General features: G+C 61.7%; 11 protein-coding genes. 6 read left to right on the top strand and 5 right to left on the bottom strand.

Annotated features, from left to right (window positions below; translation table 11 throughout):
* Window positions 1-57 precede the first annotated feature (57 nt).
* From BMY67_RS10370 to BMY67_RS10350, 5 genes are all read left to right on the top strand, one after another.
* The gene (locus tag BMY67_RS10370) at window positions 58-1,425 is read left to right on the top strand and encodes an MFS transporter (RefSeq protein ID WP_177189781.1); all 1,368 of its coding nucleotides are present in this window, start codon (window positions 58-60) and stop codon (window positions 1,423-1,425) included.
* Between the two features lie 20 nt (window positions 1,426-1,445).
* Entirely contained in the window at window positions 1,446-1,916 is a 471-nt protein-coding gene (locus BMY67_RS10365; protein WP_092771133.1) for a nuclear transport factor 2 family protein, read from the top strand.
* A 105-nt stretch (window positions 1,917-2,021) separates the two neighbouring features.
* Entirely contained in the window at window positions 2,022-3,032 is a 1,011-nt protein-coding gene (fbp, locus tag BMY67_RS10360; protein WP_092771131.1) for a class 1 fructose-bisphosphatase, read from the top strand.
* Window positions 3,033-3,201: 169 nt separating this feature from the next.
* On the top strand, window positions 3,202-4,743 hold the full coding sequence (locus tag BMY67_RS10355; RefSeq protein ID WP_092771129.1) for an aldehyde dehydrogenase family protein: 1,542 nt from the start codon (window positions 3,202-3,204) through the stop codon (window positions 4,741-4,743).
* 148 nt (window positions 4,744-4,891) lie between these two features.
* The gene (locus BMY67_RS10350; protein ID WP_092771127.1) at window positions 4,892-5,875 is read left to right on the top strand and encodes an alpha/beta hydrolase; all 984 of its coding nucleotides are present in this window, start codon (window positions 4,892-4,894) and stop codon (window positions 5,873-5,875) included.
* Window positions 5,876-6,212: 337 nt separating this feature from the next.
* Here the strand turns inward: BMY67_RS10350 and pgl are convergent, their stop codons facing one another.
* From pgl to gndA, 3 genes are all read right to left on the bottom strand, one after another.
* Window positions 6,213-6,938, bottom strand: a complete 726-nt coding sequence (pgl, locus tag BMY67_RS10345; RefSeq protein ID WP_092771125.1) for a 6-phosphogluconolactonase — start codon at window positions 6,936-6,938, stop codon at window positions 6,213-6,215.
* 2 nt (window positions 6,939-6,940) lie between these two features.
* Window positions 6,941-8,458 (bottom strand): glucose-6-phosphate dehydrogenase, encoded by a 1,518-nt coding sequence (gene zwf / locus BMY67_RS10340; RefSeq protein ID WP_092771123.1) that lies wholly within the window; start codon window positions 8,456-8,458, stop codon window positions 6,941-6,943.
* Between the two features lie 70 nt (window positions 8,459-8,528).
* Window positions 8,529-10,031, bottom strand: coding sequence for an NADP-dependent phosphogluconate dehydrogenase (gene gndA, locus BMY67_RS10335; protein WP_092771121.1), 1,503 nt, complete (start codon window positions 10,029-10,031; stop codon window positions 8,529-8,531).
* A 626-nt stretch (window positions 10,032-10,657) separates the two neighbouring features.
* Here gndA and BMY67_RS10330 point away from each other — a divergent pair.
* Complete coding sequence (locus BMY67_RS10330) at window positions 10,658-11,848, top strand: phosphoglycerate kinase (RefSeq protein ID WP_092771119.1); 1,191 nt, start codon at window positions 10,658-10,660, stop codon at window positions 11,846-11,848.
* Window positions 11,849-11,981: 133 nt separating this feature from the next.
* Here BMY67_RS10330 and BMY67_RS10325 read toward each other — a convergent pair whose 3' ends face one another.
* A complete protein-coding gene (locus tag BMY67_RS10325; RefSeq protein ID WP_092771116.1) occupies window positions 11,982-12,629 on the bottom strand; it encodes a hypothetical protein in 648 nt (215 codons plus the stop codon).
* Window positions 12,630-12,648: 19 nt separating this feature from the next.
* Complete coding sequence (locus BMY67_RS10320) at window positions 12,649-13,305, bottom strand: hypothetical protein (protein ID WP_092771114.1); 657 nt, start codon at window positions 13,303-13,305, stop codon at window positions 12,649-12,651.
* Window positions 13,306-13,361 lie beyond the last annotated feature (56 nt).

Genomic DNA, 13,361 nt, shown 5'->3' with positions numbered 1-13,361 from the left:
CCGCCTAGCCTCCCTTCCGCTCCCCTCCGCATTTCCCACCCCGAATTCCCGCTGCTCATGCTCCCGACTGCTTCTGTCAAACCTACTTTCCCCGGGGCTCCGGCTGCCGGGATGGGACGCTACCGCTGGACGATTTGCGCGCTCATCTTCTTTGCCACCACCGTCAACTACCTCGACCGGGCCGTTATTTCGCTGCTTAAGCCTTACCTGGAAAAGATATTCGGCTGGAATGCGGGCGACTATGCCAACATCGAAATTGCTTTCAAAGTAGCTTACTCGGTGGGCATGCTCGGGGCCGGCCGCATCATCGATAAGCTGGGTACCAAGATTGGCTACGCGCTGGCCACTTTTCTGTGGAGCCTGGCCGCCATCGGGCACGCGCTGGTGAGCAGTACGCTGGGTTTTTCGGTGGCGCGGGCCGCGCTGGGTGTCACCGAGGCGGGCAACTTCCCGGCCGCCATCAAGGCCACGGCCGAGTGGTTTCCGCAAAAGGAGCGGGCCCTGGCCACGGGCATTTTCAACTCAGGCTCCAACGTGGGCGCCATTCTGGCCCCGCTCACCGTGCCGTTTATTGCCGAAAAGCTGGGCTGGCAGTGGGCGTTTATCATCACCGGCGCGCTGGGCTTTGTGTGGCTGATTTTGTGGTTTATCTACTACGAAGTGCCCGCCCGCCAGGCCCGCCTGAGCCAGGCCGAGTTCGACTACATCACCTACGACGAGGACGAGCCGGCTGCCCTGGCCGGTACCGAGCAGCAGCCCAAGGTGTCGTGGTTCAAGCTGCTGACTTACCGGCAGACCTACGCCTTCGTGTTCGGCAAGTTCCTGACCGACCCCATCTGGTGGTTTTACCTGTTCTGGCTGCCCGATTTTCTGAGCAAGCAGTACGGCCTGACGGGCACCGACATTGCCCTGCCGGTGGCGCTGGTGTACATGCTTTCGAGCGTGGGCAGCGTGGGCGGCGGCTGGATTCCGCTGCGGCTCATTAAGAGCGGCATGGCCCCCTTCCGGGCCCGGCAGCTGAGCATGCTGCTGATTGCCTTCTGCGTGCTGCCGATTGTGTTTGCCCAGCGCCTGGGCCAGGTGAACATGTGGCTGGCCGTGCTGGTGATTGGGCTGGCCGCGGCCGCCCACCAGGCCTGGAGCGCTAACATCTTCACCACCGTGTCCGACATGTTTCCGAAGCGGGCCGTGGGCTCGGTCACGGGCATCGGGGGCATGGCCGGCGGGCTGGGCGGCATCCTGCTCTCGGCGCTGGTGCAGAAGCGCATGTTTGTCTACTACGAAAGCATCGGCCAGCTCGACCACGCTTATTACATCATGTTCTGGATTTGCGGCGGCGCCTACCTGCTGGCCTGGGTGCTCATGCAGGCTTTCGCCCCGCGCCTGGAGAAAGTGAACCTCGATGCGGCTCCGGCGGCCAGTTAACCACTTGTTCTTTCTGCGTTATGAAACTGATTCGTTGTCTGCTGGCCCTGCTGCTGGTGCTGCCCGCCCTGGCCTTTGCCCAATCGAAAAAAGACCAGGCTGCGGCCAAAGAGGTGGAGGCCCTGGAGCGCCGCCGCTTTGCCGCTCAGGTGAGCAAAGACTTCGCCTACCTCGAACAGGCCTTCGCCGACGACCTTATCTACACCCACTCCAACGGCAAGCAAAACGGCAAACCCGACTATCTGCAAAGCATCCGCGACGGTAAAAGCCAGTACGATAACATTGCGGTGGAAGCCCTAAACGTGCGCGCCTACAACGCCGGCAAAGCGGCCGTAGTCAACGGCACCATCACCATCACGCTGCCCAACAAGCCCGACGGCTCGGCCAACCTGGCCCACCTCAAGTACGTGGTAGTCCAAATCAAGGACCCGAAAAAAGGCTGGCAGGTGGTGCTCTGGCAGAGCCAGAAACAACCCGACAGCAAGGGCTAGGCTCATTGCCCGCTCTACCAAGCTTGAAGAGAAAACCAGGGCATCAGCCAACTCTATGGATGCTGCCCCACTAAGGCTGACAGGCATTCTGAACTCGTTCCGCGCATGAATCTGACCTCCGAAAACACGCTGGCCCAACCCGTGGGCACGACGCTGGACCGCTACATCATGCGCGCTCAGGCCGAGTTTGCCTACGCCACCGGCGAACTAAGCCAGCTGCTGCGCGACCTGGCGCTGGCTGGCAAAATCGTGCACCGCGACGTGAACCGGGCGGGCCTGACGGGCATCATCGGTAGCATGGGTCAGCAGAACGTGCAGGGCGAGCAGCAGCAGCGCCTCGATGTGGAGGCCAACATCCGTTTCATCCGGGCCCTGCGCAACGGGGGCGAGGCCTGCGCCATCCTCAGCGAGGAAGAGGACGACATCATCCAGACCGGCAACATGAAGGGCCGGTACGTGGTGGCCATCGACCCGCTCGACGGTTCGAGCAACATCGATGTGAACGTGAGCATTGGCACCATCTTCAGCATCTACCGCCGCGTGTCGGCCGTGGGCGGGCCGGCCACGCGGGCCGATTTTTTGCAGGGCGGACGGGCCCAGATAGCGGCGGGCTACATCCTGTACGGCACCAGCACCATGCTCGTGTACACCACCGGCCACGGCGTGGTGGGCTTCACCTACGAAAACTCGCTGGGCGAATTCTTCCTTTCCCACCCTAACATCACCATTCCGGCCACCGGCCCGGTATTCAGCTGCAACGAGGGCAACTGGTTCGACTACCCCGAGTACGTACGCGCCTTCCTCACCCGCTGCAAGCAACAGCGCATGAGCGGCCGCTACGTGGGCTCGCTGGTGGCCGACTACCACCGCAACCTGTTCACGGGCGGCATCTATCTGTATCCGCCCACGGCCAAAAACCCCGCGGGCAAGCTGCGCGTGCTCTACGAGAACTTCCCGCTGGCCCTGCTTATCGAGCAGGCCGGCGGCCGGGCCGAAACCGGACAGGGCCCCATGCTCGACCTGGAACCCACCGATTTCCACCAGCGGAGCCCCCTGTTTGTCGGCTCCCCGGAGCTGATGACCAGCCTGCTGGCCGAATCAGCGGCCTCGGTTTAAGACGCTGTTTAAACTACCGCAAATTTCGAGTTCATGTACAGGATGTAGAGACGCAATAGTTGGAGTCTCGTCGTTGCTGACGTTAGCTTTTCTGTGATTTTGTTCACCGATAAGACTCCAACTATTGCGTCTCTACACCATTCTATTGCCCAAGAAGCCTTTCCCCGTTATGCCCAAAATCGTTTCTCCCGAAGTAGAATTTGTTCACCTGCTGGCCCAGACCAAAGCCGCCGCGCCCGAAATCTTCACGCCCGACGGCAGCGGCTTTCTCAACCTGATGGAAGGCCGCTGGCAGGAGCCGGGCCAGCCCCGCGACTTCGTCTCGCCTATCGATGGGAGCGTAATTGGCCAGCTGCCCATGCTCGATGAGGCTACTGCCGGGCGGGCCGTGCGGGCGGCCAAGGCCGAAGCCGCCGCCTGGGCCGCCACCGACCTGGACGAGCGCCGCCGCCGGGTGGAGGACTGCCTGACCCAATTGCAGCCCCATGTGGAGCTGATAGGCAAGCTGCTGATGTGGGAAATCGGCAAGACCTACAAGCTGGGCTTCACCGACATCGACCGCGCCATCGATGGCGTGCAGTGGTACGTGGATAATATTGAGGGCATGCTGGGCAAGCGCCGGCCGCTGGGGCTGGTCAGCAACATTGCCTCCTGGAACTACCCCATGTCGGTGCTGCTGCACGCGGTGCTGGTGCAGGTGCTGTGCGGCAACGCCGTGATTGCCAAAACGCCGACTGACGGCGGCTTTATTTCCCTGAGTTTGACCTTTGCCGTGGCCCGCCGCTGCGGGCTGCCCGTAACGCTGGTCAGCGGCTCGGGCGGCGAGCTGAGCGACGTGCTGGTGCGCAACGACGCCGTGGACTGCCTCAGCTTCGTGGGCGGGCGCTACAACGGGCGCAACATCGCCGACGCGCTGGCCCAGCAGGACAAGCGCTACATGCTGGAAATGGAAGGCGTCAACACCTACGGTATCTGGGACTACTCCGACTGGGACGCGCTGGCCCAGCAGCTGCGCAAGGGCTACGACTACGGCAAGCAGCGCTGCACGGCCTACGTGCGCTTCGTAGTGGAGCGCCGGCTGTTCCCGCAATTCCTGGAAACCTACTGGAACACGGTGCGGGCCCTGCAAGTGGGCAACCCCACGCTGGTCGATGCGCCCGGCGACGCGCTGCCCGAGCTGGCCTTCGGCCCCGTCATCAACGCCCGCCAGGCCCAGGACCTGGACCGCCTCTACCAGGATGCCCTGAAAACCGGAGCCACGCCCATTTACGAGGGTCGGCTCGATGAGAGCCTGTTTCTGCCCGGCCAGGACATGAGCGCCTACCGCGCCCCGCGGGCGCTGGTGAACCTGCCGCGCCAGAGCGAGCTGTACTTCAAGGAGCCCTTCGGCCCCATCGACAGCATCGTGCTGGTGGACAGGGTAGAGGAGCTGGTGGGCGAGATGAACATCAGCAACGGGGCGCTGGTGGCCGCCCTGGCCTCCGACGACGAAAAGTGGGCCGCCCGCACGGCCAAGGAGGTGCGCGCCTTCAAAGTGGGCCTCAACCAGCTGCGCTCCCGCGGCGACCGGGCCGAAGTGTTCGGCGGGTTGGGCGAATCGTGGAAAGGGGCCTTCGTGGGCGGCGCGCTGCTGGTTGAGGCCGTCACCGAGGGCGAAAAGCCCATCCTGGGTAACTTCGACGACGCCATCCGCCTGCCCGAGAACATTTAGCAGGGTTGTCGTGGGCGGCAGATGCTACGGGCCGGGACGCCCTGTCGAAATTCAGGAGCTTCAAGCCTCTATGACGATCTGTGAGGAAGATTCGCTTAACCGGTATCAGGCAAGGTCAGGCGACTAGTTCTTCCATAACCCTTCCCTTATGTTGAGAATCTACTTCGTAGGCCTTCTTATCCTGTTTGTCACAGCCTCCGCCCAGGCTCAAAACACCTCCGGGCTGACGGGAGTACGCGACACGTCCTTTTCCAACGCAAGCGCCTACGTCAAGGCCCGGAAAAAGCACCCGGATATTAAACTGGTACAGGAGTTTTCGCGGCTTGCTGTGCGGGAGAAACGCAACGTGGTGTATAGCTCGGCGGGCAACCGGGAGTTACGGTTGGACGCCTTTTTTCCAAGAAAAAAACATAAGGCCAAGGCATCTGCTATCCTGCTCATTCATGGGGGCGGATGGCGGAGTGGCAGCCGGCAACAGCACATCCCGCTGGCGCAACGGCTGGCAGAGTTAGGCTACGTGTGCTTTACTGCCGACTACCGGCTCTCCACGGAGGCCCTCTATCCGGCCCCGGTCCATGACCTGCGAGCGGCCGTGCGCTGGATCAGGGAAAATGCGAAGCGGTTCAATCTGGATACGGCTCAAATCACCGCGCTGGGGTTTTCATCCGGCGGGGAGCTAGCAGCTTTTTTGGGCTCTACCAACCACGACTCTGCCTACGCGGGGCAGCACGGCCGTTTCGCCGTATCCGGCAAAGTCCAGGCCGTAGTGGATATTGATGGCATCCTGTCATTCGTCCACCCGGAATCGGGCGAGGGAGATGACTCCCGCGCCACCTCGGCGGCTACCTACTGGTTTGGGTATTCTAAAAGCGAGAACCCTGCCCTTTGGCAGGAGGCGTCGCCACTAACTCACGTGGACCGAAACACGCCACCTTTTCTCTTCCTCAACAGCTCGGTAGACCGGATGCACGCCGGCCGCAACGACTTCAGAAAAGTGTTATCCCGGCATGGCATTTACTCCGAGGTGCATACTTTTTCGGAGGCGCCTCATACTTTTCCCCTGTTCGCCCCCTGGTTTGAGCCCACTGTCGGCTTCATTGATGCTTTCCTGAAGAAGGTTTACAAGCGGTAGAAGGCAAGTTATTTAAACGAGCCGGCTTTATGCGGTTTCGTGAACGGTAGACCCAGGCTGTAGAGACGCATATCTGCGTCTTGTCGTCCGCATCGTTGGCCCGTTACCGTCCAACGAGGAGACGCAAATATGCGTCTCTACACCCCCTACACCCGGCTGGATACACCGTTCGAGAAACCACTATAGCAGTCCGTTGGCTACAGAGTATACAGCACTTAAGGCAAGTGTTAGCCGAAACCCTTACTGATATACATTACCATAAGGTTAGAAAACGGCCATTTAGTGTGCGGAGTGATTAGCGTACAGAATGAGCTGCCATTGTTCTTGCGGCCGGCTGTCAACGCGGCAATTCTGCCGCCGCTGCTTCGTCCAGAAACCAGGCTGCCTCGCCAGCCGCCGGCGCGATGAGTTGCGCCGGGTACTCTTCGGGGTTTCGTTCGCCCGCTAAAACCCGCCGCACGGCTGCGGCCTTATCAGCGCCGAAAACCAGAAAGGCCACGGCGCGGGCCTGGTTGATGAGCGGAGCGGTGAAGGTGAGGCGGTACCCATCGACTTCGGGTACAAACACGGCCTGCATGTCGGCCGTGATGGCGGACAGCACGGCCGTACGCGGAAACAGCGAAGCCGTGTGCGCGTTGTCGCCCAGGCCCAGCAGCACCAAATCAAACTGCGCTTCTTCCCCTTCGAAAAAGGCCCTGATGCTTTGCGTGTACGCTGCTGCCGCCGCACTGGGCGGCAGCAGCGTGTTAACGGCAAAAACGTGGTCGGTGGCAATATTTAGCGGAGCCAGTAGCGCCGTTTTGGCCAGCAGGTAATTGCTCTGCGCATCGGTGGCCGGCACGTTGCGCTCATCGCCGAAGAAGAAATACGTTTGTGCCCACGGCACCCGTTGGCGGTAGGCGGGGGAGGCCAGCAGCTCGTAGAGTTTTTTGGGCGAGCTGCCGCCCGAAAGCGCCACCGAGAACCGGCCCCGCGCGGCTACCGCCCGGGTTGCCTGGGCCACGAAGAAGTCGGCCAAACCGTGCAAAACCTCCTCCACAGAAGCAAAAACGTGCTGGGCCATGGCTATTTCTTTTTGCCGTCGAGCGGCAGCGTGAACCAGTGAAACCCGTCGCGGGCAATGAGGGCCTCCGCCAGCTCCGGGCCCCACGAATCGGCCGAGTAGTTGGGGAAGCTCAGGCTGGGGCGGCCCTGCCAGGCATTGAGGATGGGCATGATCAAATCCCAGGCTTCCTCCACCTGGTCGCCGCGCATGAACAGGGTCTGGTCGCCCAGCATGGCATCGAGCAGCAGTGTTTCGTAGGCTTCGGGGGCTTCGGCGGCGTAGGTGCCTTGGTAGTCGAACACCATATCGACGGTGTTGAGCATCATGTCGAGGCCGGGGCGCTTGGCCTGCACTTGCAGGCGGATGCTCATTTCGGGTTGAATGCTGATAATGAGGCGGTTTTGTTGCCAGCTTTCGCCCGTTTCGGCCGGAAAAATAATGTGCGGTACGTCCTTGAACTGAATGCTGATAATGGATGCCGAGCGGTGCAGGCGCTTGCCCGTGCGCACGTAAAACGGCACTCCCTGCCAGCGCCAGTTGTCCACAAAAAACTTCACCGCAGCGAAGGTTTCGGTGTTGGAGGCGGGGTTGGCGCCCTTTTCCTCGCGGTAGCCCGGCACTTTCTTGCCCTCCAGCCAGCCCGCGGCGTACTGCCCGCGTACCGCCGCTTCGCGCACATCTTCGGGTTTGAAGCGGCGCATGGCGCGCAGCACGTCCACCTTGCGGTTGCGCACCTCGTCGGCCGTGAAATTCACGGGCGGATCCATGGCCACCAGGCACAGCAGCTGTAGCAGGTGGTTCTGAATCATGTCGCGCAGCGCGCCCGAGTTGTCGTAGTAGCCGGTGCGCTCGCCCACGCCCAACTGCTCGGTCACCGAAATCTGGACGTGCTCGATGCTGTTGCGGTTCCAGAGCGGCTCCATGATGGCATTGGCGAAGCGAAAGGCCATGATGTTCTGCACCGTTTCCTTGCCCAGGTAGTGGTCGATGCGGTAAATCTGGCACTCCTGAAAGTGCTGGGCCAGCAGCTTATTCAATGCCCGGGCCGACTCCAGGTCGTGCCCAAACGGCTTTTCAATCACGATGCGGACCCGGGTCGGGTCATCCTCCGGATGACGCTGGGCAATGCCCGTGGCAATAATGGGGAAGAACTCCGGGGCCACCGCCAGGTAGTAAATTACATTAGCCGGCACTTTCCAGTCCTCCTCAAAAGCCGCAATGCGCTGGCTAAACTGCTCGTAGGCGGCCGGCGTCTTCACGTCGGCCACCTGATAGAAAATGTGCGGCGCAAACTTTTCCCAATCCTCTTTCCTGGCCTTGCCATTGCGTGAAAACTGGTTGAGGTCGGCCAGCAGTTTGGTGCGGAACTCCTCGTCGGTGAGCCTGGTGCGGCCCGTGCCGATGATGGCAAACTGGTCGGGCAGCCAGCCGTCGAGAAACAGGTTATAAAGCGCGGGCGACAGCTTGCGGGCGTTTAAATCGCCGGTACCGCCGAAGATGATGAAGACCGTGGGCTTGATGTTGGGGTTCTTAGGCATGGAAAGGGCAGCGTGGTTGAGCAAGAGAAAAGGGGGTGCCCATCGAAAACGAGGGCTGACGGGCGGGGACTTAGCTGTTTGGCTTCACCGGCTCCTTATCCGCACCGTGCTCTTGCACCTGCACCTGCTGCTTGTTAGCCGCGTCCTCGTGCTCGGGCGTCCACTGGGTATGAAAAACGCCTTCCTTGCCAATCAGCTCATACGTGTGCGCCCCGAAGTAATCGCGCTGGGCCTGGATGAGGTTGGACGGCATACGCGCCGTGCGGAAGGTGTCGAAGTAGCTCAGCGAAGCCATGTAGCCCGGCAGGGCCAGCCCGGCGGTGGCCGCCGCCGCCACCACGGCGCGGCTGCCGGGCACAGCTTCGTTCACCAGTTGCTGCACCTGCTCATCGAGCAGCAGGTGGGCCAGGCCCGGCGTGTGCTGGTAGGCGTTGAATATCTCGCCGAGAAAACCGGAGCGGATAATGCAGCCGCCGCGCCAGATTTTAGCAATGTCGGCCAGGTTCAGCTCGTAGGAAAAATCCGTCGAGGCCTTCGAAAGCAGCTGCATGCCCTGGGCGTAGGTGATGACCATGCTGAAGTAGAATGCCTGCTCCAGCTGCCCCAGAAAAGCCCCGCGCTCCACCGGCAGCTTGCCGGCGGCCGGGCCGTATAGCCCCGCTAGCTGCTCCCGCAGGGCCTTGTACTTCGACAAATCGCGCAGGGCCACGGCCGTGTCGATGGTCGGGACGGGCAGCTCCAGGTCCATCGCTACCTGGGAGGTCCATTTGCCGGTGCCCTTGGAACGGGCTTCGTCTTTGATATCGTCGAGCAGCAGGTGGTTGGTACCTGGGGCCATGAAGCCGAAAATATCCTTCGTAATATCCAGCAGGAAGGATTGCAGCCGGCCCTCGTTCCACTGCGTAAACACCTGCCCGATGGCCGCGTTATCCATGCCCAGGCCGGTTTTCAGCACGGCGTAGGTTTCGGCGATAAGCTGCATCAGGCCATACTCGATGCCATTGTGCACCATTTTCACGAAATGACCGGCCGCGCCGGGGCCGATGTAGGTCACGCACGGCTGGCCCTCGACCTGCGCGGCAATGGCCTCAAACAGGGGCTGCATCACGCGGTAGGCCTCTTTGTCGCCGCCGGGCATCATGCTCGGGCCGAAGCGGGCGCCTTCCTCGCCGCCGCTTACGCCCATGCCAAAGAAGTGGAAACCGGCCGCTTCCACGGCCTTGGCGCGCCGCTCGGTATCGGTGAAGTGGGAGTTGCCGCCGTCGATGATGATGTCGCCGGGGGCCAGCAGGGGTTGCAGCTCGGCAATCACGCTGTCTACGATGGGGCCGGCGGGAACCAGCATCATCACGGCGCGCGGCGTTTGCAGCCCGCTCACGAAGGTGGCCAGATCGGTGAAACCTGCCACGGGCTTGCCTGCTCCTTCCTTGGCCAGCAGCGCAATTTTAGCGGCGTCCTTATCGTAGCCGGCCACGGAAAAGCCGTGGTCGGCCATATTCAGCAGCAGGTTGCGGCCCATCGTGCCGAGGCCAATCATGCCAAAAGAGGGCTTGGAAGCGGGAGTTACACTCATCAGGAAAGGGGGTTAAGAGGCAAGGTTGAGGTTAGGTTAACGATTGGGGCGGGATAATGGCGGAATCGGGGCGAAATTCCTGATAAGATAATGACCAGCTATCCGGTGGTCCAAAAGTGCGGCCGCCAGTGGCTTCCGCGCCCGCTGCACTGCCGAATAGCTGCGAATAGGGCTGCCCTATAGCGCAGCTGCCCCACGCTTACGCCACCGTGGGCAGCCATTCTCCAACGGTGGCTTGGGGCTCGTGCGTGTAGGGGAGTATGCGTGTAGGGGAGTAGCAGTACGCACAGCCATATCCAAAGAGCCTGGGCAGCCAGGCCGGGCTCCGCAAAGTGCGTTAGCCGGCGCAAATTCCAAGTTCAGCTACAGAGTGCAGAGACGCAATAGTTGGCGTCTCGTCGTTGCTGACGTTGTGCTACTGAGCCGTTCAACGACGAGACGCCAACTATTGCCTGTCTGCACCCTGTACAGCAACCTGAAAATTGCTCTAGGTGTACTGTATAACGAAGGGAAGTGGCTGTCGGGTGGCCCTGCCGACGGGCATTGCAGGCCCGGAAAGAAGGCTCTTTTTCCCCTCATCCTCCCAAACCCTTACCTTCGTCCCAAGCCAAACCCATTCCCATTCCATGCAAACCCTCGATCAGTACAACTTCGCCGGCAAGCGCGCCGTGGTGCGCGTTGATTTCAACGTGCCGCTCGCCAAGGACTTCTCCATCACCGACGACACCCGTATCCGGGCGGTCACGCCCACCATCAAAAAGATTCTGGCCGATGGCGGCTCGGTGGTGCTGCTCTCGCACCTGGGCCGGCCCAAAGGCGGCCCCGAAGACAAGTACTCGCTGCGCCACATCGTGGACCGCTTGAGCCAGGAATATGGCCAGCCGGTGCAGTTTGCCGATGACGCGCTGAAGGCCGAGGAGCAAGCCCAGGCGCTACAGCCCGGCCAGATTCTGCTGGTGGAAAACGTGCGCTTCTACAAGGAAGAAGAGCAGGGCGACGCCGATTTCGCCGCCAAGCTGGCCCGCCTGGGCGACGTGTACGTGAACGATGCCTTCGGCACGGCCCACCGCCGCCACGCCTCCACGGCCGTCATGGCCGAGAGCTTCGCCTCCACCGACCGGGTGGGCGGCTACCTGCTCCGGGGCGAGCTCGACAACGCCAAAAAGGTGCTGGAAGAGGCCGAGCGGCCCTTCACGGCCATCATGGGCGGGGCCAAAATCTCCGACAAAATCCTCATCATCGAGAAGCTGCTCGACAAAGTGGATAACCTGCTCATCGGCGGCGGTATGGCCTACACGTTTGCCAAGGCCCAGGGCGGCCACATCGGCAGCTCGCTGCTCGAAGAAGACAAGATGCCCCTGGCCTTAGAACTCATCGAGAAGGCCAAGGCCAAAGGCGTGAACCTGCTGCTGCCCACCGACAGCCTCATTGCCAACAAGTTCGCCAACGACGCCGACACTAAAGTGGCCGCCAACGACCAGATTCCCGACGGCTGGCTCGGCCTCGACCTGGGCCCCGAGTCCATTAAGGCATTCACCGAGGTAGTGCGCAACTCGAAAACCATCCTCTGGAACGGTCCGATGGGCGTATTCGAAATGCCCACTTTCGCCAAAGGCACCACGGCCGTGGCCCAGGCCATTGCCGACGCCACCCGCGAGTCGGGCGCCTTCAGCCTCATCGGCGGCGGCGACTCGGCCGCGGCCGTCAACCAGCTCGGTTTCGCCGACCAGGTAAGCTACATCAGCACCGGCGGCGGCGCCTTGCTGGAGTACATGGAGGGCAAGGAACTACCCGGCGTAGCGGCGCTGGAAGGGTAGGTTTCTGGAAGCGAGTACCAAGCAGTGAGCGGTGATGCCCTTGTGCTGACGACCACATTTAGTTGGGTTGTCAGCACGAAGGCATTACCGCTCACTGTTATAGCACACGTCTGCTGGCTAGCTTCAAAAGCAGCTAATTGACGGAGGGCGCCAGGCCCTGCCCATTGCCTGGTACGTCATCGGAGCCATAAAAACGACCCAGCAGGCGGGTCTTTAACTGCTGAAACTGCGCGTCGCTGAGGGCGCCCATGCCGTGCAGCCACTCCAGCCTGGCCAACTGGGGCTCGGCGGGCAACAGCGGATTCACGTCGGCATACTGCTGGCGTAAATACTGCGTCGTATGGTTGCGTAGTGTGTCGGCAAAGGTGTGCAGAGCGGCCCGGTTACGCCGGCTGTCGAACAAAAAAATGTTGCCCCGGCCAGTACTCAGAATAAAGTCGTGGCGCCATAAACGCAAGGCGAAGGCTATAACGGCCAGCAGCAGCCCACCTAAAATAAGCAGCAGCCATAGGGCCGACTCGCGCTGATCGGGTTGCATGACGGCGGTATATCCTGCTTTAAAACAGCCAAAGGCCACAAATACGGCGGCCAGCGTGAGGCGAAACGGGAACGTATGAAGGCGGCCTACGCTAATGGGTAGCAACTCTTCGTACGGAATTTCGATTTCGGTACGGTTGAAAAAACGCTTTTCATCTACTTCCAGCCCCGCCGCGCGCAAGGTGAGCTGCGTGTGGCCCATGGGCGGGTACTGCTGCCGGATGGTCAGGTCGTTGGAGTGCATACGCGGAGCAAGGAGGGCACTAATTCAGATACGGCGTTTCCAGGTCCATGCCCATGAGCTTGAGGGGCTCCAGGGAGGGGCGGCCGGTGAGGCGGGTGCTGAGGATGCGCAGCTCAGGCTCGCTCAGCACGTTGAGGTTGTGCAGCCAGTGCAGGCGGTGCAGTTGCAGCTCGATGGGGCCGAGCGGGTTCACCTGGGCGTACTCCTCGCGCAGGTAGGCATGGGCCCGCAGACGCAGCGCGTCGGTGAAGGTTTCGAGGGCGGCGCGCTGGCCGGGGCGGTCGTGCAGGGTGAGGCGGATGCGGTTGGTGGCCAGCGTAGCGCGGCGGCCGAGGTAGCGGCGGGCCAGCCACAGTCCACCCAGGCCCAGGGCAAAGCCCGCGCCGGCCGCCCACATTTCGGGCGGGATGGGCGCGCCGGCTTTGTCGGTTGCCAGCCGGCTCAGGCCCTGCACCGCAAACCAGATGAGCAGCCACAGCCACGAGGGCGGCAGCCGCACCGGGGCCGGGGTTTCAAACTCCAGCTCCACGGGCAACAGCTCCTCGTACGGAATTTCCGTTTCGAGCCAGGGCGAGCCGTTGCGGCGGCGCTGGCTGATGTACAGGCCGTGCTGGCGTAGCAGCAGCAGCGAGGAACCCCGGAAAATATGCTTTTGAGAGAATTGCGGGGTAGTCATTCAGCTAATTGTATATTGCCTTTCCTCTTGCAAGGGCCCGTCGTTGAGCCTATAGA

The organism is Hymenobacter actinosclerus, from assembly GCF_900111515.1.
GTDB classification, from domain to species: Bacteria; Bacteroidota; Bacteroidia; order Cytophagales; family Hymenobacteraceae; genus Hymenobacter; species Hymenobacter actinosclerus.
The sequence above is the reverse complement of the archived record's forward strand: the minus strand, read 5'-3'. Positions and strand labels throughout refer to the sequence as shown.